General features: G+C 63.7%; 20 protein-coding genes and 1 riboswitch. Of the genes, 10 read left to right on the forward strand and 10 right to left on the reverse strand.

Going from position 1 to position 23,898, the window contains the following annotated elements; translation table 11 throughout:
* A partial coding sequence (locus tag ABB27_RS20040; protein ID WP_057627949.1) for a hypothetical protein occupies positions 1 to 308 on the forward strand: 308 nt, incomplete at its 5' end.
* Between the two features lie 235 nt (positions 309 to 543).
* Here ABB27_RS20040 and ABB27_RS07535 read toward each other — a convergent pair.
* Both ABB27_RS07535 and ABB27_RS07540 read right to left on the reverse strand, forming a co-directional pair.
* Positions 544 to 3,120 carry a M14 family zinc carboxypeptidase gene (locus tag ABB27_RS07535; RefSeq protein WP_057627951.1) on the reverse strand — a complete coding sequence of 859 codons (2,577 nt, stop codon included), beginning with the start codon at positions 3,118 to 3,120 and terminating at the stop codon, positions 544 to 546.
* A 345-nt stretch (positions 3,121 to 3,465) separates the two neighbouring features.
* On the reverse strand, positions 3,466 to 6,096 hold the full coding sequence (locus ABB27_RS07540; protein WP_057627953.1) for a TonB-dependent receptor: 2,631 nt from the start codon (positions 6,094 to 6,096) through the stop codon (positions 3,466 to 3,468).
* Positions 6,097 to 6,279: 183 nt separating this feature from the next.
* Here ABB27_RS07540 and queD point away from each other — a divergent pair, with 183 nt between their 5' ends.
* The 4 genes from queD to ABB27_RS07560 all read left to right on the forward strand — a co-directional run bounded on the left by queD (position 6,280) and on the right by ABB27_RS07560 (position 8,534).
* Positions 6,280 to 6,645 carry a 6-carboxytetrahydropterin synthase QueD gene (gene queD, locus ABB27_RS07545; RefSeq protein ID WP_057627955.1) on the forward strand — a complete coding sequence of 122 codons (366 nt, stop codon included), beginning with the start codon at positions 6,280 to 6,282 and terminating at the stop codon, positions 6,643 to 6,645.
* Between the two features lie 515 nt (positions 6,646 to 7,160).
* A complete protein-coding gene (locus tag ABB27_RS07550; RefSeq protein ID WP_057627985.1) occupies positions 7,161 to 7,523 on the forward strand; it encodes a phasin family protein in 363 nt (120 codons plus the stop codon).
* Between the two features lie 172 nt (positions 7,524 to 7,695).
* The gene (locus tag ABB27_RS07555) at positions 7,696 to 8,178 is read left to right on the forward strand and encodes a GAF domain-containing protein (RefSeq protein WP_057627956.1); all 483 of its coding nucleotides are present in this window, start codon (positions 7,696 to 7,698) and stop codon (positions 8,176 to 8,178) included.
* Positions 8,175 to 8,534 (forward strand): TfoX/Sxy family protein, encoded by a 360-nt coding sequence (locus ABB27_RS07560; RefSeq protein WP_057627958.1) that lies wholly within the window; start codon positions 8,175 to 8,177, stop codon positions 8,532 to 8,534. The genes ABB27_RS07555 and ABB27_RS07560 overlap by 4 nt, the downstream gene beginning before the upstream one ends.
* 260 nt (positions 8,535 to 8,794) lie before the next feature.
* Here the strand turns inward: ABB27_RS07560 and cobS are convergent, their stop codons facing one another.
* The 3 genes from cobS to cobT are packed head-to-tail and all read right to left on the reverse strand — an operon-like array spanning position 8,795 to position 11,186.
* Positions 8,795 to 9,535 (reverse strand): adenosylcobinamide-GDP ribazoletransferase, encoded by a 741-nt coding sequence (gene cobS / locus ABB27_RS07565; RefSeq protein WP_083491198.1) that lies wholly within the window; start codon positions 9,533 to 9,535, stop codon positions 8,795 to 8,797.
* Positions 9,532 to 10,119 (reverse strand): histidine phosphatase family protein, encoded by a 588-nt coding sequence (locus ABB27_RS07570; RefSeq protein ID WP_057627961.1) that lies wholly within the window; start codon positions 10,117 to 10,119, stop codon positions 9,532 to 9,534. Before ABB27_RS07570 ends, cobS begins: the two co-directional genes overlap by 4 nt.
* Positions 10,116 to 11,186: a nicotinate-nucleotide--dimethylbenzimidazole phosphoribosyltransferase gene (gene cobT, locus ABB27_RS07575; RefSeq protein WP_057627963.1), complete on the reverse strand. Its 1,071-nt coding sequence runs from the start codon at positions 11,184 to 11,186 to the stop codon at positions 10,116 to 10,118. The genes ABB27_RS07570 and cobT overlap by 4 nt, the downstream gene beginning before the upstream one ends.
* A gap of 274 nt (positions 11,187 to 11,460) precedes the next feature.
* Positions 11,461 to 11,696, forward strand: a riboswitch (cobalamin riboswitch).
* A 115-nt stretch (positions 11,697 to 11,811) separates the two neighbouring features.
* On the opposite strand from cobT, the gene btuB reads away from it, so the two are divergent.
* On the forward strand, positions 11,812 to 13,683 hold the full coding sequence (gene btuB, locus ABB27_RS07580; RefSeq protein ID WP_211263687.1) for a TonB-dependent vitamin B12 receptor: 1,872 nt from the start codon (positions 11,812 to 11,814) through the stop codon (positions 13,681 to 13,683).
* A gap of 274 nt (positions 13,684 to 13,957) precedes the next feature.
* Here btuB and ABB27_RS07590 read toward each other — a convergent pair whose 3' ends face one another.
* From ABB27_RS07590 to dinB, 4 genes are all read right to left on the reverse strand, one after another.
* Positions 13,958 to 14,884, reverse strand: a complete 927-nt coding sequence (locus tag ABB27_RS07590) for an alpha/beta hydrolase (RefSeq protein ID WP_083491199.1) — start codon at positions 14,882 to 14,884, stop codon at positions 13,958 to 13,960.
* Entirely contained in the window at positions 14,884 to 17,124 is a 2,241-nt protein-coding gene (locus ABB27_RS07595) for a TonB-dependent siderophore receptor (protein ID WP_057627970.1), read from the reverse strand. The genes ABB27_RS07590 and ABB27_RS07595 overlap by 1 nt, the downstream gene beginning before the upstream one ends.
* Positions 17,125 to 17,678: 554 nt before the next feature.
* Positions 17,679 to 18,329, reverse strand: a complete 651-nt coding sequence (gph, locus tag ABB27_RS07600; protein WP_057627972.1) for a phosphoglycolate phosphatase — start codon at positions 18,327 to 18,329, stop codon at positions 17,679 to 17,681.
* Positions 18,330 to 18,393: 64 nt separating this feature from the next.
* Complete coding sequence (gene dinB, locus ABB27_RS07605) at positions 18,394 to 19,479, reverse strand: DNA polymerase IV (RefSeq protein ID WP_057627974.1); 1,086 nt, start codon at positions 19,477 to 19,479, stop codon at positions 18,394 to 18,396.
* Positions 19,480 to 19,688: 209 nt separating this feature from the next.
* Here dinB and fabA point away from each other — a divergent pair, with 209 nt between their 5' ends.
* From fabA to ABB27_RS19680, 3 genes are all read left to right on the forward strand, one after another.
* A complete protein-coding gene (gene fabA, locus ABB27_RS07610) occupies positions 19,689 to 20,204 on the forward strand; it encodes a 3-hydroxyacyl-[acyl-carrier-protein] dehydratase FabA (RefSeq protein WP_057627977.1) in 516 nt (171 codons plus the stop codon).
* Complete coding sequence (gene fabB / locus ABB27_RS07615) at positions 20,204 to 21,412, forward strand: beta-ketoacyl-ACP synthase I (RefSeq protein ID WP_057627979.1); 1,209 nt, start codon at positions 20,204 to 20,206, stop codon at positions 21,410 to 21,412. The genes fabA and fabB overlap by 1 nt, the downstream gene beginning before the upstream one ends.
* Positions 21,413 to 21,483: 71 nt before the next feature.
* Positions 21,484 to 21,801 carry a hypothetical protein gene (locus ABB27_RS19680; protein ID WP_152984491.1) on the forward strand — a complete coding sequence of 106 codons (318 nt, stop codon included), beginning with the start codon at positions 21,484 to 21,486 and terminating at the stop codon, positions 21,799 to 21,801.
* A 121-nt stretch (positions 21,802 to 21,922) separates the two neighbouring features.
* On the opposite strand, the gene ABB27_RS07620 is transcribed toward ABB27_RS19680, so the two are convergent.
* Positions 21,923 to 22,888 (reverse strand): helix-turn-helix transcriptional regulator, encoded by a 966-nt coding sequence (locus ABB27_RS07620; protein ID WP_057627983.1) that lies wholly within the window; start codon positions 22,886 to 22,888, stop codon positions 21,923 to 21,925.
* Positions 22,889 to 23,043: 155 nt separating this feature from the next.
* Here ABB27_RS07620 and ABB27_RS07625 point away from each other — a divergent pair, with 155 nt between their 5' ends.
* Positions 23,044 to 23,820 (forward strand): DUF481 domain-containing protein, encoded by a 777-nt coding sequence (locus ABB27_RS07625; RefSeq protein ID WP_057627990.1) that lies wholly within the window; start codon positions 23,044 to 23,046, stop codon positions 23,818 to 23,820.
* The last annotated feature ends 78 nt before the right edge of the window (positions 23,821 to 23,898 follow it).

The following is a 23,898-nucleotide window of genomic DNA, read 5'->3' on the forward strand; positions in this document are numbered from 1 at the left end:
TTTCCTTTGCCTTTGCCTTTGCCTTTGCCCTTGCCTCTGCCCTTGCCTTTGCCCTTGCCTTTGCCTTTGCCTCTGCCTTTGCCTTTGCCTTTGCCTCTGCCTTTGCCTTTGCCTTTGCCTCTGCCTTTGCCTCTGCCTTTGCCTTTGCCTTTGCCTTTGCCTTTGCCTTTGCCTTTGGCTTTGGCTTTGGCTTTGGCTTTGGCTTTGGCTTTGGCTTTGGCTTTGGCTTTGGCTTTGGCTTTGGCTTTGGCTTTGGCTTTTTTCCCTTCTCCCGCTTGCGGGAGAAGGTGCCCCGCAGGGGCGGATGAGGGGGAGCTTTGGATTTTGCGGTAAAGCTCCTGCCGAGCATGGCTCGGCACTACAGGTAGTGCTTGGCTTTGGCTTGATTCCTTCTCCCGCTTGCGGGAGAAGGTGCCCCGCAGGGGCGGATGAGGGGGAGCTTTGGCTTTGCGGTAAAGCCCCTGCCGAGCAGCGCTCGGCACTACAGATGATGCTTGGCCCTGCCTCGGTTCCCTCTCCCGTAAACAGGAGAGGGGCTAAAGCCTATTCCCCGCGCTGCTTGGGCGTGCTCAGATGGTTCGCCTGCAACAAGGCGTTGAGCAGCAAACGCTCCGTGCCATACCAATATTTGCGGTGCGCCGGGTCATCGGCAAACAACACCACGTTGCCGCTACCGGTCGGCACCACCTGCAGATAGCTCGACCCTGCAACACGCGCACGGTTGGCATCGGACAGATAGCCATTCACCACCGGCTCGCGATCAATGTTCACCACGTTGAGGAAGGCATTCTTCGCTGGTTCCAACACCTGCCCGCCTTCCTTGTTGACCCAGATGCGGCGCTGCTGCACACCAAAGCCCAGCGGATGGGTCGGATCAATATCAGCGCTGAGGATGTTGCCGCTGACACGGCCCAGTGCAAACACGTCACGCACCGTACCGAAATCCAAACGCTCAGCATCGTCCTTCTTGTCACCCTCACGCAGCTTGGCCTCGGCCAGTCCCTTGTCGATGGCCCAGCGCGCGCCACTGCCATAGACCACCAGGGAACCGCCAGCGCCAATCCAGCGCTTGAGCGCCGCCACCCCGGCATCGCTGACCGTAGTGTAGGTGCCACCGGACAGCACGATCGAGGTGTAACTCGACAGATCGACACTGCCCAGCTGCGCCGGATCGATCTTGCTCGACGGCAGGCCGAGCGCGGTATCCAGCGCAAACCAGGTTGAACCGATCTCGGTGGCGGATACGCCCTCGCCCATCACCAGCGCGACGCTCGGCTTGCGCAATACACGCACACTGTCGCTACCCAGATCGATGCCGCTGGCAGCGCGGCCGCTGGTCAGCGCATGCACTGTGATACCCGCCACCTGCGCAGCGGCCAACACCTTGGCCTGCAGCGCCTCGCCATCCAGGCGCTGTCCCGCCACCGGAATCACCACCGCACCTTGCCCGAACGCAACATCGCCGGTGGCGGTAGCAGCGGTGAACGGCTGGTGTGCAGTGCGTACGCGTACCTCGTCACCCAGCAATGCCCCCAACAAACGGTAGCTGCCAAAATCACGTGCATCGGCGACATAGGCAAAACCCGCCCGGCCGCCACTGATGCCGCCCTGCACCGCGGGCACCGTACTCACCTGCGCACCACCCGGCAATGCGCCGCGGCTTCCCGCGTAACGCAGGCCATACGCCGGCGCCACCGCATATGAAGTGCCGCTGTAGAACACATCACCCTTCACCGCCGGGGTGAACTCGAAGATGGCATGGGCCAGGCGAAACTGCGGCTGCCGCGCCGGCACTACATAGGCGGAGCCGGCCACGAAGCGCTTGCCATCGACCTCGACATCCCGGGCCAGTGCATGCACCTCGATACGATGCTGCAACAGCACCGCCAATAGCTTGTTGGTCAGCGTGGCATCTGCCGCATCGCCGAACACCCAGTCGTGCACCGGATAGGCTGCCGCCTGTTTCAACGCGCTGCGGAAGAACTCTTTCTGCAGGGCAAACAGACGATCCCTGTCCTCCACCACACCACGAACGCTGGCAAGGCCGGTAGCCACCTGGTTGCGGATGGTGAAGTTGAAATGCAGCGGGCCATTGACCGACTCCTGCACCAGGCCGCGCGAACTGGCCTGCTCAACGGTCACCCCCACCGCGCCATGGAAATCCGGGTAGGTCGAGCCGTAGATCGGCGAGAAATTGTCGAAGTTCTCGCCGGTGTAATACAACGAACCCAGCGCATCCAGCGCCTGCGCGTGGAAGTGCGCCAGCCACTTGTTGGCCTCATAGGAGGACTTGGGCAGCAAGGGGCTTTCCATGCTCTTCGGCGAGGGCTCGAAGTAATACGTGCTGTCCTTGCCCATCTCGTGGAAATCGATCTGGATGTTCGGATACCAGCGATGGAAAGCGGCAACCTTGGGCCAGCTGTCGGTCTGCGACAAGGCCAGCCAATCGCGGTTGAGATCGGTGAAGTAATGGTTGACGCGGCCGCTGGGGAAAGGCTCCACGTGCTCCTTGTCTGCCGGGTCAGCCGACGGCGGTTGCGAGCCCCAGGCGTTGTGCCAGTTTGCTGCGCGGTCGCGGCCATCCGGGTTCTGCGCCGGATCAATCACCACCACGGCATGATCCAGCCAGCGCGCGGTTTCCGCATCCTGGTTGGCGGCCAGATAGTAGGCGGTAAGCATTGCCGCCTCACCGCTGGAGGTTTCGTTGCCGTGCACGCTGTAACCCAGCCAGGCCACTGCCGGTGCGTCGGCACCCGGCAGCGGCTGCGCAGGATCGATCAATGCCTGCCGCTGCGCGGCGATCTCGGCGCTGCGCGCGTGGTTGCGCGGCGAGGTGATTGTCACCAACAGCAGCGGCCGCTGCTCATAACTCTGGCCGATCACCTCGACCTTGACCTTGTCCGAAACCCGCGCCAGTTCATTGAAATACGCAACCAGTTGGTCGTGACGCGTGTAGTGGCTGCCGATCTCGTAGCCAAGGAATTGCTGCGGCGATGGCACCTTCGCGTCGAACTGCTGCGCGACGGGGAAGTAGTAGCTGTTCTGGGCGTAGGCCGGTGACAGGCTGATGAGTGTTGCCAGCAACAGCACTGGCAGCAGGCGTGAAAGGCGGAACGACATGGGTGTTGCACTCCCCTATTGCATGAACGTTGTAGCGAAATTTCGAAAATAAAGCGAAACCTGTAGTGCCGAGCCATGCTCGGCAGAAGCCTTACCGGTAGAGCCCCAGCCGAGCATGGCTCGGCTCTACAATGCGGCCCTCACCCCAACCCCTCTCCCGCGAGCGGGAGAGGGGCTAGATCAACCTGGACTGCTGCACCTGTAGTGCCGAGCCATGCTCGGCAAAGGCCTTCCCGACGTAGTGCCGAGCCATGCTCGGCAAGCGCCTTACCGGTAAAGCCTCAGCCGAGCATGGCTCGGCTCTACAGAGCTGCCCCATCCTCCCGAAGGGAGAGGGGCTTCAAATCAGAAGCGGTAATCAAAGCCCAGCGTGTAATAGCGGCCACGCAGGTCGTATTGGCTGAAGTCGTAAGGCGCGCGCACGCCCGGGAAGGTGGCGTCGTACGGCGGCTGCCGGTCTCCAATGTTCTGCACCTTGGCGTACACGGTCAGCTTGTCGATGCCGGTGTAGCCCAGGTAGAGATCGAACTGGCTGTAGCTAGCCACCTGCTTCTGCACCGCCTTGGCAGCAGCACTGCCTTGCTGGTCATAGCTGCTGGTGTAATACCAGGTCAGTGCGGTGCGCCAATCACCCAGCGCCCAATCCAGCGTGGTGGTCGCCTTGGTATCGGGCAGCGAGGGACCGAGGTTGGAGCCGGCGTAATCCACCAGCGGGCCACCGATCACCTGCGGGCGCTTGTAGTCGATCACGTAGGTCAACGCCGAGGACAGACCGAAATCACCGGCTGCCGCCGTCTGCCAGCGCTGGCGCAGCTCCACATCGATACCCGACGTCTCCAGCTCGCTCAGGTTCTGGTAACGGTTGTAGACCGCCAACAGCTTGCCGCGCGAATCCCGCAGCACATTGGCTGGGTTGTTCTCCTCCACCAGCGTGGTGGTATTGCCGCTGCCGATCAGGTTGTCCAGCTTGATGCGGTAGTAGTCCACGCTGAGGTTGGTGTTCTGCCACGGCGACAGCACGAAGCCGGCGTTGTAGCTTCGGGTGCGCTCCGGGTCGAGGGCGGTGTTGCCTACGGTGAAGAAGGTCGGGTTCTGGCGCGAACCAGCCACGTCCGGATCGTGCGGATCCACCACCGAGCCGTAGGCGATGCTGGTCGATGCCGAGTTCTCCGACAGCGACGGTGCACGGAAACCCCGCGACGCCGCAGCGCGCACCAGCAACCAATCCAGCGGCTGCCAACGCAGGCCGAGCTTGGGCGAGAAGGCATTGCCGAAATCACTGTAATGATCAGCGCGCGCAGCCACCTGCAACTCCAGCGTGCTGTGCAGCGGTACGCTTACTTCCGCGTAGGCAGCACTGACCTGGCGCTGGCCGTGCACTTCGGCAATGGCCGGGCGCACCTGCAGGCCGGCATCGATCTGCCAGGGATTGTCGGAGTCGAGCTTTTCCTGCCGCCATTCGGCACCGGCGGCAAAGCCAATGGTGCCTGCCCAGGTTTCGCCCAGGCTGCCGGACACCTTGGCGTCTACGCCCTTGAGCACCGAATCAGCTGGACGCAACGTGCTCAGGCCGATGGCTGCCAGCACCGCAGGATCGGTGGCCGACGGGTTGAGCAGGTTGTAGCTGCCCATGGCCAAGGCGTCATACAGCGACCAGCGGTTGGCAAAGCCACCGGAGACGGTTTCGCGCTGCTTGCTGGCGGCCTGGAACGCACCCAGTTCCCAATCCCACTTCTCGCTCTGACCGCGCAGGCCAAGCACGCCGCGATAGGAGCGCGAACGGTTGGTCTTGATGGTGCCGCCCAGGTTGAAGAAGGTGTACTCGATCGGTACATCCACCCCATACGGGTTGTACGGATTGGAGGCCGGCAGGGTCGAACGCACCGGCTCGGCCAGGCCGGTATCGGCGTTGAGCGCGAAGCGGCCGCTTTCCAGGGTGAAGAACGGACTGGAACCGAACCAGGACACGCCCTTGATGTCGCTGTAGATCACATCGGCGAACGCTTCCACCGAGTCGTTGATGCGCAGCGTGCCATTGACGTAGGCCTGCCAGCGCTTGGTCGAAGGCATCAGCGTGGTGTACGGCGCCTGGTTGAAAGCGCAGGTGTCGCCGGCCAGGCCATCGATCGGCGCACTGGCGGTGAGCACCGTGCCTTCCGGGCAGTTGCCGGCGGCATCGAGCATCGGTACCGACTTGCCGCTGATCAGGTAGCGCGCGCCCTTGGCCGACCAACCGTTCCAGCGGCCGCCCGCCTTGTCGGTGTAGATGCCCGAACGGGTCAGCTCGCGCTGATCCTGATCCAATCGGTCGCGGTTATAACCTTCCAGCGACACCAGGATGTTGTAGCCATCGTTCTGCAGATCACCGATGCCACCAACGAACTTGAGGTTCTGCTGGTCCAGGCCGCCGGCATCGGAGGTACCGCCGCTGACACCGACTTCGGCGCCTTCGAAATTCTGCCGGGTGATGATGTTGACCACGCCGGCAACCGCGTCCGAGCCATACACGGCCGAGGCACCATCCTTGAGCACTTCAATGCGTTCAACGGCGACCAGCGGCAGCGCGTTGAGATCAACGAACGTATCGGACAGGCCGCCAGCCGGGAAACCGTAGTTGGCCAGGCGACGGCCGTTGAGCAGCACCAAGGTGTTCTTCTGCGACAAGCCGCGCAGGCCGATGCCGGCCGAACCGGAAGCCCAGCCGCTGTTGCTGGTTTCGTTGCTGGCATTGCCGGTATTGGCGGAGATCGAACGCAGCAGGTCAGCCACACTGGCCTTGCCGGTCTGCTCCAGCTGCTGGCGCTCAATCACCTGCACCGGGTTGGCGGTTTCGGTATCGGTGCGCTTGATGTTGGAACCGGTGACACGCACCGCATCGAGGGTCTTGCTGCCATCGGCAGCCGTTTCAGCCAGGGCGAGGGAGGGAGCAGCGACAGCGGCGGCCACCGCGAAGGCGAGCAGGGAACGTGTAGGCATGGAATCCGGAGGAGGTGAATGACAACCCGCTCAGTACCTCATGACATGCAAATGTCCGGCCAATCACTTTGTTGCATTCGCACATAACCAACTGTTACATCGCTCTATCTTGATGGATATGAAAATCTGACTGGCATCACGGGTGGATACGCGCAGCGTCGGCGCCGCTCTACAATTGCGCCCATGGATATTTTCAAGGTTTTCACCCTGGAGGCCGCGCACCGGCTGCCCAACGTCCCGGTCGGCCACAAATGCTCGCGCCTGCACGGCCACTCGTTCCGCGTCGAGCTGCGGGTCAGCGGCGAGCCCGGCCCGGAGACTGGCTGGATCATGGATTTCAGCGAGCTCAAGGCGGCCTTCCAACCCCTGTACGACCAGCTCGACCACAACTACCTCAACGACATCCCCGGCCTGGAAAACCCCACCAGCGAACGCCTGGCGATGTGGATCTGGGAAAAACTGAAGCCGGCGCTGCCGCTGCTCAGCGAAGTAGTGGTGCACGAGACCTGCACTTCCGGCTGCAGCTACAAGGGCGACAAAGCCGCCTGATGGGAGCGGTAGTGCAGAGCCATGCTCGGCAAGAGCCTTACCGAAGCATTGCGGGTCTGTAGGAGCGGCGTAAGCCGCGAAGCTGGCAATACTTGAAAGGCCACAAAGCCAACCCCTCCCCAGCCCTCCCCTTGCCTGCGGCAAAGGGAGGGAGCGGTAGTGCCGAGCCATGCTCGGCAGAGGCTTTACCGGTAAGGCTCCAGCCGAGCATGGCTCGGCACTACAGGATCGGCTTTATCGGTAAGGCTCCAGCCGAGCATGGCTCGGCACTACAGGATCGGCTTTATCGGTAAGGCTCCAGCCGAGCATGGCTCGGCTCTACAGGATCGGCTTTATCGGTAAGGCTCCAGCCGAGCATGGCTCGGCTCTACAGGATTGGCTTTACCGGTAACGCCCCAGCCGAGCATGGCTCGGCTCTACAGAGAAGCGGGATACTGAACCATTCACTATTGAATGTTGCACTGCGCAAAATCCACGCTATGCTGCATCGCAACACGTCCAGCTGGATTGCACCGATGTCCGCTCAGTTCAACGACTTCAGCAGCTATACCCAGCAGTTCGCCGCTGCCGCCAACCGCGCCAACCGGCTCGCGCTGGAAAACGCTGAAAGCGTGTTTGGGGTGCAGCTGCGTGCGTTCGAGCGCAACAGCAGCGCGGCAGCCGGCTTCTTCGGCGAGCTGTCCCAGGCCGGTGCGCAGGCCGATCTGCAGGCGCTGCTGCCCAAGGGCATGCAGCTGGCGCGCGACAGCATTGAACGGCTGGCCAGCGCCAACCAGGAAGTGTTCGGGCTCAGCCTGAAAACCAGCGAGGCATTGGGCGCACTGGTGCGCCAGCCCTTTGCCGCCAAGCCCGCCAAGGCCGAACGCAAGACCCGCTGATACCCCTACAACAGCATTTGCGCGGTCCCTCCCCCGCGCAATCCCGGACCCGGTAGCTCCCTCCCGCTGCCGGGTCTTTTTTTGCCTGCGATCCAGCATTCCATCGGCGATGGCTGCGTTTGCCGGCAGTGGCTGGCAGAATCGCGGGTCACGCAGCGGCTAGACTCCCACGATGTTCAGTACCGACACGCTTACCGGCAGCAAGCCGGAACAGTACGCCCAGCTGCTGGCCCAGGCCCGCGCACTGGTTTACGGCGAGACCGACCGCATCGCCAATGCCGCCAACCTGTCGGCATTGATCTACCACGCACTGCCGCAGCTCAACTGGGCTGGGTTCTACTTCTACGACGGCAAGGAACTGGTGGTCGGCCCATTCCAGGGCCTGCCTGCCTGCGTGCGCATCCCGCTGTCCAAGGGCGTGTGCGGCGCTGCCGCCAGCAGCCGCCAGACCCAGCGCATCGAGGATGTGGATGCCTTCCCTGGGCATATCGCCTGCGACTCGGCCTCGCGTTCTGAACTGGTGGTGCCGCTGGTGCACAACGGCGAACTGATCGGCGTGCTGGATATCGACAGCCCGGTGATCGCACGCTTCGACGCCGATGATCAGCTGGGCCTGGAAGCCATCGCCCAGGTATTTGTCGAGGCGCTGCAATGAGCGCACCCAAGCTGCGCAATATCGGCCCCAAGAGTGCAGCCTGGCTGCGTCAGGTCGGTCTGCGCAGCGAGCAGGATTTGAGCGCGATCGGCCCGGTCGCGGCATTCATGAAGGTTCGCCGCGCCGGCTTCAAGCCCAGCCTCAACCTGCTGTATTCGCTGGAAGGTGCACTGCTCGGCTGCCACTGGCAGGAAATACCTGAAGCCCGCCGCCAGCAACTGGTCGCCGAGTACGAAATCGCCGTTGCCGGATTGCCAACCGCACGCGCCGGACAACTGGCCGGCCCGGTGCACGAAACGCATATGCAGCCTGATGCCGACGAAGAAGAGACCAGCGAGATTCGCTTCGAGGAGTGAGGCCCCACAGGCTGTTGTGGGAGCGGCGTAAGCCGCGAAGCTGGCCATCCATCAGATCGCACAGTAGTTGTCGCTGGTGGTTCACCATGCGTGGCGCCGGTAGCAACTGTGGCTTCGCGGCTGACGCCGCTCCCACAACTACCGGGCGTTCTTTTGTAGGAGCGGCGTCAGCCGCGAAACTGGCTATCTATCAGATCGCACAGTAACTACCACTGGTGGTTCACCTTACGCGGCGCCGGCGGCAACTGTGGCTTCGCGGCTTACGCCGCTCCCACAACATCCGCTGCTATCACCAGGGCCAGCAGCAACAATGTTTCAGTGACCTCGACGCTGGCGCCCAGGCCGTCGCCGGAGATGCCGCCGAGCTTGCGCTTCCACCACAGCGCCACCAATGGCACAAGCAACAGCGCCAGCAGCAACGGCCAGGCGACAAACACGCTGATCGCCGCCAGCAGCAGCGCCCACAGCCACATCACCGCGGGCCGCAACTGCCAGGAAAAGCGCTCGCCCAGGCCATCGCCATGCAGCGACGGTATCCGCTGGCTCCACCACAAGGTGCCCCAGCGCGCCCAGGCCGGCACCAGCACGATGCCGAACCACAATGGGCTTACCGCCAGCTCGGTCAGCAGCACGAACTTGAGCAGCAGCTGCATGATCAGCGTGACCACGCCGAACACGCCCATATGCGGGTCCTTGAGCACTTCCAGGAAGCGCTGCGGGTTGCGATGCGCCGCACCGAAGGCATCGGCCACATCACCCAGCCCATCCAGGTGCAGGGCGCCGGTCACCCATACCCACATCAGCAGGGTCAAGGCGCCGGCCAACCATGGCCGCTCAGCCAAGCCATACAGCGGCAGCGCCAGCAATACGCCGATGATGGCGCCGACCAAGGGGTAGTACACCGCCGACCTGCTCAGATCCTGCTGACGGAAGTCGCGCACCTGCGGCGTAGGCAGCCGGGTCAGGAACTGGATGGCAAGGATCAGGCGGCGCACGCTCATGGCTGTCGCAACTCCAGCAGTTCGCCCCAAAGCAGGCCGTCTTCGCCACGCTCCACGCGCAGCCGCACGCGCGTGCCGTAATCAATGCGCATCGCCCATAACGACGACAGCGCCATGCCACAAACGCGCGACACCACCAGCCGCAGCACGCCGGCGTGGCTGACCACCAATACCGGCTGGCCGTCGCCGTCATCTTCGTCCACCAGGCGGTGCAGTTGTTCTTCCACGCGTGCCTGGAACTGCTGCCAGGATTCGCCATTGGGCGGCACCACGTCATGTGGCTCGCTGTAGAAACCGGCCAACTGCTCAGCGGGAAGCTCATCGAAATGCAGGCCGTCCCAATCGCCGAAATCGAGCTCGGCCCAATCCGGATGGATCTCGCAGAACTGATTGCCGCCGGCCACCAGCGCATGCGCGGTATCCAGCGCGCGCCGGCGCGGCGAGCTGATCACCCGGCTCCAGCCGATACCGGCATGGCAGCGGTACAAGGCATCCATCGCACCGTCGACCAAGGGCGGATCGGTACGCCCGTCCAGGTGGCCGGCGCGCCCGGTGGACGCATGCCGCAGCAGATCAAGAATCATGCGCTGCCACCGCGATCGGCCACGGCCGCTTCGGCAAACGTCGCCATGCGGTTGTGCAGGGCGCAGGCCATGCGCACCAGCGGCAAGGCCAGCGCCGCGCCGGAACCTTCGCCCAGCCGCAGGTCCAATGCCAGCAGCGGCTGTGCCTGCAGCGCCTCAAGCAGGCGGATATGGCCGCGCTCGGCCGATTGATGCGAGAACAGCAGCCACGGCCGCAGGCCCGGGTTGATGCGAACCGCCGCCAATGCTGCGGCAGAGACGATGAAGCCATCCACCAGCACCGGAATCCGGCGCTGCGCGGCGGCAATCATCGCCGCACTGATCGCGGCAATTTCCAGACCACCGACGCGCTGCAGTGCCTCCAGGCCCGGCGATTGCGCGGCAGTGATCGCCTCGCCATGCAAGCCCAGCGCGCGGGCGATCAGGTTCTTCTTCTGCACCATGCGCACTGCATCCAGGCCGGTACCAGCGCCGACCAGTTCGTCCAGTGGCAAGGGCCCGAGGGCGGCGGCCAAGGCACTGGCAGCGGTGGTATTGCCGATGCCCATCTCGCCGAACACCAGCAGATCGGCACCGTCGCCACAGGCGGTTTCCACTGCGCGGCGGCCAGCGTCGAATGCTGCGTCCAGGTCGGCCGCGGACATCGCCGGGCCGGCACTGAAATCATCCGTGCCATGACGCGTCTTGGCACTGACCACACCGGCAATGGCCGTGGTGGCGCGGCTGCCCACATCCCATACGTGCAATGGCAGGCCCAGCTCACGCGCCAGCACGGCGATGGCAGCGCCGCCGCCGGCAAAGTTGTGCAGCATCTGCACCGTCACTTCCGCCGGATACGCCGATACGCCCTGCGCGGTAACGCCATGATCACCGGCGAACACCACCACCGGCACTCGTTGCGCCACCGGCTGATCCACGCCTTGCAGCGCGGCCAACTCAACGGCCAATGTCTCCAAACGGCCCAAGGCGCCTTCCGGCTTGGTCAGCTGGCGCTGGCGGACCAGGGCGCGCTGCCGGTATTCCTGCGAAGGCTGCCCGCAGGCCTGCCCGTACCATGTTTCTGTCACGACACTTCCGATACTGCGTTTGCAGCCCGCATTCTAGCCATTCGCCATGCATTACCGCCCATTGGTGTTGCCGGTTGGGGCAACAGGCACGCATGGAACGTAGCCCGGGTAAGCGTGAGCGCACCCGGGGAAATCGGCATCGAGCGTTGCTGCAAGCTGCGGCACCTTGCACTTCCCGGGTGCGCTGCGCTTACCCGGGCTACGTTGGCTCATGGAGGCTTGATGCCACAACGGCATGAACGCCCCATTCCGGCAGCGCTGGCGGCAATGGCATAGAATGCGCGCACTTTCGGGTGACCGTCCGGCATTGCTGGCCGGTTGAAACGGGAAGCCGGTGCCGCGCACTGCTGGGTCTCCAGCATGTCGCCATTCCGGCGCTGCCCCCGCAACGGTAAGCAGGACAAGTCCAGACATGGCGCCACTGTGCACGGCACGGGAAGGCGTCTGGACGGAAGCAGCCAGGCTGCTTCGCCTGCGAGTCCGGAGACCGGCCCGAAAGCCGACTGGTTGCGATGCGGAGGGCATGGCGGCGGCTGTAGCGCCGTGTGCGCCGCCTCCGTCTTCTCCCTCCTCTGGCAGCCTTCCCCATACGCCTGCGCGGGAGCGTGCAGGCCCAGGAGCTTCCATGAAACTGTCTTACCACACCCTTTCGCTCGCCCTTGCCCTGGCATTGCCGGGCGTTGCCGCCGCGCAGAACGCACCGACCGAGCTGGACGACGTCACCGTCACCGCCACCCGCACCCCGATCTCCATCGAGAACAGCGTGGTGCCGGTGCAGGTCATCGACCGTGCCCAGATCGACCACAGCCAGGCCAACTCGCTGCAGGAACTGCTGCGCGGCCGCGCTGGCCTGGATTTCGCCAACCAGGGCGGTACCGGCAAGATCACCTCGCTGTTCCTGCGTGGCAGCAACTCCAACCAGGTGCTGGTGCTGGTGGACGGCGTGCGCGTGGCCTCGGCCACCAGCGGCATGGCCGCACTGCAGGACCTGCCGGTTGACCAGATCGAGCGCGTGGAAATCGTGCGCGGCCCGCGTTCGAGCCTGTACGGCTCCGAGGCCATTGGCGGCGTGATCCAGATCTTCACCCGCACCGCTGGCCAGGGCCTGCAGCAGAACCTGGCCATCACCGCCGGCAGCAACAACCTGCGCCAGGTCAGCGCTGGCTTCAGCAACCGCGGTGAGCGCGGCTGGATCTCGGCCCAGGGCGGCTACCAGAAGACCGACGGCATCAACGCCTGCCGCGGCACCGCCGCTGGCTGGGGCGCAGGTTGCTTCGCCGATGAGCCGGACCGCGATGGCTACCGCAACACCTCCATCAACGTGCGCGGCGGCTATGCGCTGACCGATACGCTGAGCCTGGAAGGCCACGTGCTCAATGCCGACAGCTTCAACGAATACGATGGCAGCATCTTCGGCGGCAACGAAGCCGACAACCGCCAGCAGGTCTACGGTGCCAAGCTCGCCTGGACCGCATCGGATGCCTTCCGCCTGACTGCCCAGGTGGGCCGCAACCGCGACGAAGCCGACAACTACTTCGCCGACGCGGCTGTCGGCACCCGCAGCTTTGCCAGCGCCTTCGACACCCGTCGCGACACCGCCAGCGTGCAGGGCGACTTCATCTTTGCCGAAGGCCAGCAGATCACCGCCGGCGCCGATTGGCAGAACGACAAGGTCACCAGCTCCACCGCCTTCGACATCGACCAGCGCGACAACCTGGGCGTGTTTGCCGAGTACCAGGGCCAGTTCGGCGCGCATACGCTGCAGGCCAGCGTGCGCAATGACGACAACGAGCAGTTCGGCAACCACACCACCGGCAGCCTGGGTTATGGCTTTGTCTTCGGCAATGGCCTGCGCCTGACCGCCAGCGCCGGCACCGGCTTCAAGGCGCCGACCTTCAACGACCTGTACTACCCGGGCTTCAGCAACCCGAACCTGAAGCCGGAAGAATCCAAGAGCCTGAACCTGGGTATCGCGCAGTACGCCGACAACTGGAACTGGACCTTCAACGCCTACGAAACCCGCGTTGACCAGCTGATCGGCTACGACAGCAACTTCGACCTGGTCAACGTCGCCGAAGCGCGCATCCGTGGCGCCGAGCTGACCGGCTTTGTTTCGCTGGCCGGTTTCGACATCAACGCCCAGGCCAGCTTCACCGACCCGCGCGACCACACCTCCGGTGCCGCCAGCTACGACAACCTGCTGGCCCGCCGCGCACGCACCAGCGGCCGCATCGACGTGGACAAGAGCTTCGGCCCGCTGCGTCTTGGCGTCACCGCTGCTGGCAGCGGCCACCGCTTCGACAACGCCGCCAACACCGTTCGCCTGGCCGGCTACGGCACCATGGACGTGCGCGTGGAATACGCCATCAACGATGCCTGGAGCCTGCAGGCCAAGGCCGCCAACGTGTTCGACCGCGACTACGAAACCGTTGCCTGGTACAACCAGCCCGGCCGCGAGTACCAGCTGACCCTGCGTTACAACAGCAAGGCCAACTGAGCCGGCAAGGCGGCGTCCACCACGCCGCCTCCGCCACGCTGAAAAGAACTGGGCCGACGGTCATCCCGTCGGCCAAGTGCGTTTGCAAAGGCTGATACACGTTCCAGCGTCACGCCTGCACCCAGATTGAAGCTACGGCCCAGCGCGTCGTATGACGCCGTGAAGTACATGCGGCGCACTTCCACGAACCACAAGCGCAGACGCCGCGCTAGCCGGGACGCGCTGGCTGCATGCAGCAGCCAGCGCCATCAACAGCCAGCGTATTTCACCGCACTCAACGCGACAGCGACAGCAGCGCCGGCGCGATTGCCGCCCCCAGGGTCTGGCCGTGACTGAGTCCCGGCAAACCCTGCTTTTCAACATCCAGCCCCTGCATCTCACGCAATGCGGCATCCAGGCGTACAGCGGCCTGCGCGTTGCCTGCAGCACGTGCCGCATGGTCGGTACGGCGCTGCGCCGGCTTGCCAGCGGCAGGCCTGCCCTGGATCAGCAACAGCTTGGCCGGCGCCGCCAACGGAACGGCGTGATGTTCGAGCTCATCGACGATGAAACCGTCTGCCCACCACAGCGAAGGATCCACTGCGACATAGTCACTGAACGCAGCGGGCCGCCGCGCCAACGCGTGCAACACAAAGAGCCCGCCATAGGAGTGGCCCCACAACATCTGCCGCGCAGGGTCGAGGTTCGCCTTTGCGGCCACGGCAGGCTTGATCCGGCTTTCGATCAGATCGAGGAAGGCGTCGGCACCGCCACTGCGCCGCTGCACGTTCATTACGTCGAACTCCTCGGCCTTACCCGGCGTTCGCCGCGGGGTGTAGTCGAAGCTGCGCGCCGCACCATCGATGCGCAGATCATTGTCGTGGGCAATCAGCGCCAGCACCGTTGGCCGCGGCTGCGCCGCCAGCTGCTGCAACAAGGGCGCGTCCAGTTCCATCAGCGCCGCATTGCCATCAAGCAGATAGGCGACCGGATAGCCCTCCGCAGGAGCTGCCGCGCGCGGCAGCGCCAGATGCACACGGTAGTGGCGCTGACCATCGGCGGAACTGATCCGCAGCTGCTCGAAGCGATAGCCCTGCAGCGTGGCATCGGCCACCGTGACGCCGACCCGCGCGGTCGGGTCAGGTTGCGCCGATGCCAACGGCATCCCCATGGCGGCGACCGTCAACACGACGGCCGCCGCTGCAAGCCTGAAGGTAGGCATCAGAACCCGACGGTCAGGTTCACCCAGTAGCTGCGACCGGGTTCGTTGTAGGTATCAGCGCCGGCACCGGTGGCGCTGGTGCTGGTGGTGCCTTCGCGGAACAGGCGCTTGTCGAACAGATTGTTGATGCCGCCACCCACCCGCACCTTGGGCGTGATCCGGTACTGCCCGCCCAGGCTCCACAGATCATAGGCCGCACGTGTATCGCGCGGCAGCAGCGCACCGGTGGTGCTGGACTGCGTGGCCGATTCCTGCTTGCCGTAGAAGGTGCCGGTCAGCATGAACGACAACTGCGCATTGACCTGCCAATCCAGGAAGGTATTGACGGTGTACTCGGGAATGATCGACAGCGGCTGGTCGGTGGTCTTGTCGACGTTCTCGATCATCCAGGTCACATTGGTATTCCACGACAGCACATCACCGCCGCCGATCAGCGGCACCTTCACGTTGCCTTCGACGCCGCGGATGATGGCTTCCGGTGCGTTGGTCCACTGGAACACCTGGCCCTTGGTGTCATTGGTGATGCCAATGCGGTCCTGGCCGGCGACGATCTTGTCCTTGTAGTCGTTGTGGAAATAGGTGACCGAAGCGTGCCAGCCGTTGTCCGGCGCCCACTCGATGCCGATTTCCTTGTTGATGCTGGTTTCCGGATCCAGGTCCGCGTTGCCCATCACGTAGCAGCCCGAGCCCAGGTTCGGGTTCAACACCGGGCAGCCATTGCCGCGCGTGTAGTAGAGGTAATCCGGGTTGGCCTGATAGAGATTTGGCGCCTTGAACGCACGCGCGATGCCGCCCTTGATCGCCCAGTCCTGGGCAAGCTTGAACTGCACGTTGAGGCTGGGACTCAGGTTGTTGCCGAACTGCGAATGGTGGTCGAAGCGCAGGCCCGGCGTCAGCGTCCAACGTTCACCGATGTAAAGATTGTCCTCGACGAACACCGCCGCGAATTGCTGGTCACTCTTGCCGGTGCGCGCGCCGTCATAACCGGGAATGCCGCCACCGCTGCTGGAACTCTGGGTAACCGAGTAAGGGTCATCCAGCTTCATGTCGCGGTACTCGAAGCCCAGCGTGGCGACCTGCTCGATACCACCCCAGTTCAAGGGCACATTGATCTCGCCATCCACCCGCGCGGAGGTGAGCTCGGAGGTGGAGAAGCTCGCACCTTCAGTGATCGACCCTTCCGGGCCACCGGCCAGGCCTTCGTTGAGGCGGGTATTGTCGGTGTCGTCGTAAGCCGCGGTGATGCGCGAGCTGCCCCAGTCGTAGCTGCCGCGATGGGTCAAGCCGAAGGAGCGGCGCAGCATGACGTTGGTCTCGGCGCCGTACAGCGCGTTCAAACGCTCGAAGCCGTCACCGCTGACGCCGCGCTCGCCCGAATAGATATTGCCCTGGCGGCTGACGCTGGCATCCAGTTCCAGTACGTGCTTGTCGTTGATGTCATAGCGCAGCAGGCCGCTGACATCACGATTGCGCACACCTTCGCGGCCGGCCGGCGGGGTTACGCCGGTAGCGAAATCCTTGTTGAGATACAGCGAATCCGGCTCAGTCTTGTTGACGTTGCCGAACAGGCGGAACGAGAACTTATCGCTCAGCGGGCCAGACAGCTGGAAGCCCACGCGCTCGCTGTCGCCTTCCTCGCTGTGTTCGGCCTGGCTGCCGTACAAGGTCAACGAGCCGGTGAGATCCCCCGTGGGCTTCTTGGTGATGATGTTGACCACGCCACCGGAAGCACCGGAGCCATAACGCGCTGCTGCCGGGCCGCGCAGCACCTCGATGCGCTCCACCGCTTCGGCCGGCACCCAGTTGCTGTCGCCACGGCTGTTGCGTTCACCGCTGCGGCCCATGCGCACCGAGTCACGCGAGCTGACCGGGCGGCCGTCGATCAGGATCAAGGTGTTTTCCGGGCCCATGCCGCGGATGTCGATCTGGCGGAAGTTGCCGTAGGAACCCGACGCGGTGTTGCCGGTCAGGTTGATGCCGGGCATGCGACGGATCACTTCAGACAGGTCATTGGCAGGCGGCAAGCGTTCCAGATCCACCGCGGTGATCACCGAGCTGCCCAAGGCCTGCTTGGCGATCTGCTCGGCGGTGACGTGCACGGTGTCGATCTCGGTGGCATCGGCTGCGGCATCGGCCATTGCCGGCCCGGCAATCAATGCCGACAGGGCAAGCGCAGCGGCCAGCGGACGACGGGACAAAGGAGCACGCGCGGACAACCGCGACGAAGAACGACGGGACATGGGGGAAGCCTCTCGACAGTGGGGATGCGCCCCCCTGGCGAACAGCTTGAGGAACGACGGATATCGAATGCAGCTGCCGGAATCAAACGCCAGGCACGCTGCGGGATGGCCGCATTCTACACCAAATGAGAATGATTATTGATAACTGTCAGAAATGAGGCCGTGGCCCCCGCTTTGTAGGAGCGGCATAAGCCGCGAAGCTGATGGATTACCCGATTGCGGACAATCCTGCGACTTCATTGATGTCAGCTTCGCGGCTTATGCCGCTCCCACAAGCGGGATCAACACCATGCTTTGTGTTTGTGGGAGCGGTGTAAACCGCGAAGCAGAGGGATCATCAGATTGCAAAGATTCCCGCCACTTCATTGCTGCCAGCTTCGCGGCTGACGCAGCTCCTACAAGCCGGATCAACGTCGTGCTTTGTGTTTGTGGGAGCGGTGTGAACCGCGAAGCAGAGGGATCATCAGATTGCGGGATTTCCAGCCATTTCATTGCTGCCAACTTCGCGGCTGACGCCGTTCCCACAAACAGACAAACATGCCTGCAGCCGGATTTCAGCCCACGATCGCCAACAACTCGCGCATATCGTCGATGACCGCCACTGCATCGGCTGCGTCCAGATCCAGATCGCGCGAGTAGCCATAACGCACCAGCACGATCGGCATGCGGGCGTTGTTGGCCGCGCCCAGATCGGTACCCGAATCCCCCACCATCAGGCAGTTCGCCACCGGCTGCTGCAACAGCTTGGCTACATGCAACAACGGCTCGGCGTCCGGCTTGCGCTGAGGCAGGGAATCGCCGCCGATGATGTGGGCAAAGAACCCGGCGATGCCCAGGTGCTGCAACAACGGTGACACCAGCGCCGCCGGCTTGTTGGTGCAGATGGCCATCGGCAGGCCGCGCGCCTGCAATGCAGTCAGGGCTTCGCCAACGCCGTCATACAAGCGCGGGCTGCGCAGCAGGCAGGCGCTGTAATGGCGCATGAAAACCGGCATCACCGCATCCAGCAACAATGCGCTGTTGGCATGCGCCAACGCGGTGGTCATCAGCTTGCGCACGCCCTCGCCTATCCAGCTGCGCACGGTCGCCTCGGATACACGCGGCAATGCCAGCTCTTCCAATGTGAGGTTCACTGCCTCGGCGATATCACCCGCGCTGTCTACCAGCGTGCCATCCAAATCAAACACCAGGGCTTTGATCGCCACGCATCCACACTCCCAGACAATGAGTGATCAATTGTAGCGGCGCAGGCCCGCGCAAAGAATGTGCTCAATCCAACGCTATGTTGCGGAACAGATCACCCTGCACAACAACGTCTTCACGATCACGGAAGCCGGACAGCCCCACACCCACCAACCGATAACGCGTATCGGCCGGCAACTGCACGCGTTGGCACAACGCCAATGCGATATCACGCAGCTCCTCTACCGAGCTCGGCGGTGTCTCCGGTGTATAGCTACGGGTGAGAATACGGAACTGCGCGGTCTTCAACTTCAGCACGACGGTATGGCCGATGCGCTCGGTGCGGCCGGTTGCACGCCAGGTGCGTTCGGCCAATTGGGTGATCGCCTCGTCGAACTCACCCATGCGCAGATCTTCGGCAAACGTGTCTTCCGAGGAAATCGACTGCACCGGTTGGTCCGGCTCCACCGGGCGATCATCGATGCCGCGTGCGCGCCGGTACAGGCCACCGCCAAAACTGCCGAACAAGGCCTGCAACTGCTCAAGCGGCAGCGCGCGCAGATCACCCACGGTGACGATGCCCAGGGCCGACAGCTTGCCTTCCATCACCTTGCCCACGCCCGGCACCCGCTTGACCGGCAACGGCGTCAGGAACTGCTCGACCCGCGACGGCGGCACCACGAACTGGCCATCGGGCTTGCGCCAGTCCGAGGCCACCTTGGCCAGGAACTTGTTCGGTGCGATGCCGGCCGAGGCGGTCAGGCCGGTGGCCTCGCGGATCTGCGCACGGATGGTGCGGGCGATCTCGGTGGCGATCCCGCCACAGCTGGGCGAGTCACTTACATCCAGGTAGGCCTCATCCAGCGACAGCGGCTCCACCAGCGGCGTGTGGCCCAGGAAGATCTCGCGGATCTGCCGTGATACCGCCTTGTAGCGGGCAAAGTCCGGCGGCACGAACACCGCATCCGGGCACAGCCGCTCGGCCCGCAGCGCCGGCATCGCCGAGCGTATCCCGAACTTGCGCGCCTCATAGGAGGCCGCGCAGACCACCGAACGCGCCCCGCGCCAGGCCACCACCACCGGCCGGCCGCGCAAATCCGGGTCATCACGCTGCTCCACGGACGCGTAGAAGGCGTCCATGTCGACATGGATGATCTTGCGTTGTGGGCTCAAGGCAACAGTCCGAAAAGGTCGTCAACATGATAGCTGTTGTCGCTAAATGCACACTTGTCCTCACAAATGTACTTATTCATACCTCCCGTAACAGCCCGCGAACGGCGCTTATCTGCAGCTAACATACGCAACCGTCCAGTTAAAACATTTGATTGAACGGCAATGCTGCAGCATGCTCGGCGGCTCGCAAAGGCTTTGGATTACCCCGGATGACCCGTCTGCATGCTTTCTCGCGCGACCAGCTGCTGGCCAGCGCGCGTGGCGAACTTTTCGGCCCCAACAAAGGCCGCCTGCCCAACGACCCGATGCTGATGTTCGACCGCATCACCGAAATCCGCGAGGACGGTGGCGCACATGGCAAGGGCATGATCCGGGCCGAACTGGATATCCGTCCTGACCTGTGGTTCTTCGGCTGCCACTTCATCGGTGACCCGGTGATGCCGGGCTGCCTGGGCCTGGATGCCATGTGGCAGCTGACCGGCTTCTACCTGACCTGGCTGGGCGCCGAAGGCCGCGGCCGTGCGCTGGGCTGTGGCGAGGTCAAGTTCACCGGCCAGGTGCTGCCCAGCGCCAAGCTGGTGCAGTACGAAATCGATGTCTCGCGCGTGATCAACCGCAAGCTGGTGATGGCACAGACCGACGCCCGCATGCTGGTCGACGGCCGCGAGATCTATTCCGCCAAGGACCTGCGCGTAGGTCTGTTCACCTCAACCGAGAGCTTCTGATGCGTCGTGTCGTCATTACCGGCATGGGCATCACGTCCTGCCTTGGCAACGATCTGGATACCGTCTCCAGCGCCCTGCGTGACAGCCGCCCCGGCATTGTCGCCCTGCCCGACCACGCCGAAGCCGGCCTGCGCAGCCAGGTGGGCGGCAAGGTCGATATCGACCTGGACGCCCAGGTGGACCGCAAGCTCAAGCGCTTCATGAGCGATGCGGCCGCCTTCAGCTACGTCGCCATGCGTGACGCCATCGCCGACGCCGGCCTGGACGAGAGCCAGGTCAGCAATGTGCGCAGTGGCCTGATCGCAGGTTCCGGCGGCGGCTCCAGCGAATGGCAGGTGGAAGCAGCCGATCTGCTGCGCAACCGTGGCGTGCGCAAGGTAGGCCCGTACATGGTGCCGCGCACGATGTGCTCGACCGTGTCGGCCAACCTGGCTACCGCTTTCAGCATCAAGGGCCTGAGCTACTCGCTGTCGGCCGCCTGCGCCACCTCGGCGCATTGCATCGGCGCGGCCGCCGACCTGATCCGCCATGGCGCACAGGACGTGATGTTTGCCGGTGGCGGTGAAGACCTGCACTGGTCGATGAGCGTGATGTTCGACGCGATGGGCGCACTGTCCACCAGCTTCAACGAAACCCCGGCCACCGCCTCGCGCCCCTATGACGCCAACCGCGACGGCTTCGTCATTGCCGGCGGCGCCGGCATGCTGGTGCTGGAAGACTACGACCACGCCGTGGCCCGTGGCGCGCGCATCTATGCCGAGCTGGTTGGCTATGGCGTGACCTCCGATGGTGCCGACATGGTCGCCCCGTCCGGCGAAGGCGCGGTGCGCTGCATGAAGATGGCGATGGAAGGCCTGGACCGTCCGATCGACTATCTGAACACCCACGGCACCTCGACCCCGCTGGGTGATGTGACCGAACTGGGTGCGGTACGCCAGGTGTTTGGCGACGCCGTGCCGCCGCTGTCCTCGACCAAGGCACTGTCGGGCCACTCCTTGGGCGCCGCCAGCGTGCACGAGGCGATCTACTGCCTGCTGATGATGCGGGATGGCTTCATGGCCGGCTCGGCCAACATCGAAACCCTGGACGAGCGCGTGGAAGGCTTCCCGATTCTGCGCAAGACCCAGGAAGCGAAGCTGGACACGGTGATGTCGAACAGCTTCGGCTTTGGTGGCACCAATGCGACGCTGATCTTCGGCCGGGTTTGATGGTCGATTGATTTGATGGTCGATTGATCTGAAAGAAAACAGCCGCGTAAGCGGCTGTTTTCTTTTGTGCGTTGGCGTTGGCGTTGGCGTTGGCTTTGCCGTTGCTTTGGCTTTGCTTTGGCTTTGCTCTTGCTTTGGCTGTCCCCTCTCCCGTTTACGGGAGAGGGGTTGGGGTGAGGGGAAGCTTTGGCTTTGGCTTTGGCTTTGGCTTTGGCTGTTGCTCTGCTGTTCTGCAAAACAACAGCAAGGGCAACAGCAACAAGCAGGAGCTGCCCTCACCCCTACCCCTCTCCCGTAAACGGGAGAGGGGAAAGCAGAGCATGAGCGGAGCAAAGCAGGGCAAAGCCAAGGCCAAGGCCAAGGCCAAAGCAGAACAGATCCAAAGCTAAAGCCAGAGCTAGAGCTAGAGCTAGAGCTGAAGCTAGAGCTGAAGCTAGAGCTGAAGCCGAACAAAGCCAGAGCCAAAGCAAGAACAAGAGCAAAGCACGGCAAAAGCCAAGCCAAGCTTGCTCAGTCGTAATTGCTCAAGGCCAACGACAACAGCGCTTTGGCCTGCTCGCGCAAGGACTGCGGCTCCACGATCTCCGCATCCGAGCCGTAATGCAGCACGTCCATCAACAGCTCGCGCGAAACGCTGTACGGAACCTTCAACTCATAGCGCCCATCGGCAAGGAAGCGCCCCTGCTGCTTGGAATGCCAATGTTCATCGGCCACCCAACGTGCCGCCTTGGCACTGAACACAATGGTTGCCCAGCCCTTGGGCGCGCCCGAGAAAATGCCGTAGCTGGCCGCCAACTGCTCATCCAGCTCGCTGTCGGCAACATCACGCGCCGCCTGGTCCAGCAGGCGCGCCTGATGAATACGGTCCACCGCAAAACTGCGCACCGCCTCGCGGTTGTGATCCCAGGCGTCCAGATACCAGTTGTCGCGGTAATGGGTAATGCGCTGTGGTGATACCGTGCGCCGCGTCGCCTCGTCCGTGGAGCGCGCGCGGTACTCGAACGACAGCTGCTTGCGCTCCAGCACCCCCGAGGCCACGGTGCGGAAACTGGCTTCGTCCAGCTTGCGGCCACGGTGCGGAATCACCCGCACCCGCTCAACCGGCCAATGCGAGGCACCGGCCTGCGCCGCCAGCAAACCCTCAATGCGCTGCTGCAACGGCGCCAGCATCGACGAGAGCACCCCGCCGCCGGTACGCGACAACAGGTGCTGCGATGCCAGCAAAGCGTGCAGCTCCTCCGAGCTCAGCCATAAACCCGGCAGCTCGAAACGGTCGCTTTCGCCGCTCTGGTAGCGGAACCCGGCCTCGCCATCGCCCTCCACCGGCGCCATCAGCGCATCACGCAGAAAGGCCAGGTCGCGGTAGACCGTGGCACGGGAACAGCTCAACTCCTCCTGCAACCGCATCACCGTTACCGGATAGCGGGCGGACTTGAGCAGACGATGCAGCGCGTTGATGCGTTCATAGCGGTCCATGCCCGGATTATGTCCGACTCCGGGCGGTAATGGAGCAGGCCGGCGCCCCGCATAACCGCGAATGAAGCCCCGGCCCCCATCAGCCTGATGGTCAGGGACCATCCGGTATCATCCAATCGCCAATCATTCCCGTCTCTCCCATGGAGATCCCCCTGATGTCCCTGCGTGTTTCCCTCCTGCTGCCGTTGCTGCTGGCCGCCCCGCTGGCCTGGGCCGACGACGCTTCCGACCTTGCCGCCATGACCTCCCCCTGGAGCGGCAGCGGCGGTGAGCTGGGCTTTGCCTCGGCCCACGGCAACAGCACCACCGAAAGCTTCAACGGCCGTCTGAAGCTGCGCTACACCGACGACGACTGGATCCACAGCATGGACCTGTTCGGCCTGCGCTCCAGCGCCGAATACACCGAAACCTCCGACGACGGCAGCACTACCCGCAAGCGCCAGACCACCGCCAACCGTTACACCGGCAGCGCCGGCAGCGCCTTGCAGCTGGGCGAGCACCGCCAGCTCACCGCCACGGTCCGTTACGAAAGTGACGATTTCGCCACCTATGACCGCCAGGCCAGCTTCGGTCTGGGCTACGGTACCCGGCTGATCGATGGTGAACGCCTGATCCTGGATACGCAGATCGGCCCCGGTGTGCGTCGCTCGCACAATGCCGACACCGACGAAGATCGCACCGGCCTGATCGGCCGCGGCCTGTTCGACCTGAAGTACGCCCTCACCGAGAACACCGAACTGGTCAACTCGCTGCTGGTGGAATCGGGCTCGTACAACACCTTCGCGCAGAATGACTTCGGCGTATCGGTAAGCATGAACAAGCACTTCGCCCTGAAGGCCGGCTGGCAGGCCCGCCACAACAGCGACGTTGCCGAAGACAAGCGCAAGACCGACACCCTGACCACCATGAACGTGGTCTACAGCTTCAAGTGATGCCAGCGTTGGTTGCGGGGATGGGGTAGGCCACCAAGCAAAAGCCAAAGCAAAAGCCCCCCTCCCAACCCTCCCCTT

This window comes from Stenotrophomonas terrae, from assembly GCF_001431465.1.
Lineage (GTDB): Bacteria > Pseudomonadota > Gammaproteobacteria > Xanthomonadales > Xanthomonadaceae > Stenotrophomonas > Stenotrophomonas terrae.

Bases quoted from the DNA above. Each gene is read 5' to 3' on its own strand.
- ABB27_RS07535 (WP_057627951.1), bottom strand. From the start codon at position 3,120: ATGTCGTTCCGCCTTTCACGCCTGCTGCCAGTGCTGTTGCTGGCAACA.
- ABB27_RS07540 (WP_057627953.1), bottom strand. From the start codon at position 6,096: ATGCCTACACGTTCCCTGCTCGCCTTCGCGGTGGCCGCCGCTGTCGCT.
- queD (WP_057627955.1), top strand. From the start codon at position 6,280: ATGGATATTTTCAAGGTTTTCACCCTGGAGGCCGCGCACCGGCTGCCC.
- ABB27_RS07550 (WP_057627985.1), top strand. From the start codon at position 7,161: ATGTCCGCTCAGTTCAACGACTTCAGCAGCTATACCCAGCAGTTCGCC.
- ABB27_RS07555 (WP_057627956.1), top strand. From the start codon at position 7,696: ATGTTCAGTACCGACACGCTTACCGGCAGCAAGCCGGAACAGTACGCC.
- ABB27_RS07560 (WP_057627958.1), top strand. From the start codon at position 8,175: ATGAGCGCACCCAAGCTGCGCAATATCGGCCCCAAGAGTGCAGCCTGG.
- cobS (WP_083491198.1), bottom strand. From the start codon at position 9,535: ATGAGCGTGCGCCGCCTGATCCTTGCCATCCAGTTCCTGACCCGGCTG.
- ABB27_RS07570 (WP_057627961.1), bottom strand. From the start codon at position 10,119: ATGATTCTTGATCTGCTGCGGCATGCGTCCACCGGGCGCGCCGGCCAC.
- btuB (WP_211263687.1), top strand. From the start codon at position 11,812: ATGAAACTGTCTTACCACACCCTTTCGCTCGCCCTTGCCCTGGCATTG.
- ABB27_RS07590 (WP_083491199.1), bottom strand. From the start codon at position 14,884: ATGCCTACCTTCAGGCTTGCAGCGGCGGCCGTCGTGTTGACGGTCGCC.
- ABB27_RS07595 (WP_057627970.1), bottom strand. From the start codon at position 17,124: ATGTCCCGTCGTTCTTCGTCGCGGTTGTCCGCGCGTGCTCCTTTGTCC.
- fabA (WP_057627977.1), top strand. From the start codon at position 19,689: ATGACCCGTCTGCATGCTTTCTCGCGCGACCAGCTGCTGGCCAGCGCG.
- fabB (WP_057627979.1), top strand. From the start codon at position 20,204: ATGCGTCGTGTCGTCATTACCGGCATGGGCATCACGTCCTGCCTTGGC.
- ABB27_RS07620 (WP_057627983.1), bottom strand. From the start codon at position 22,888: ATGGACCGCTATGAACGCATCAACGCGCTGCATCGTCTGCTCAAGTCC.
- ABB27_RS07625 (WP_057627990.1), top strand. From the start codon at position 23,044: ATGTCCCTGCGTGTTTCCCTCCTGCTGCCGTTGCTGCTGGCCGCCCCG.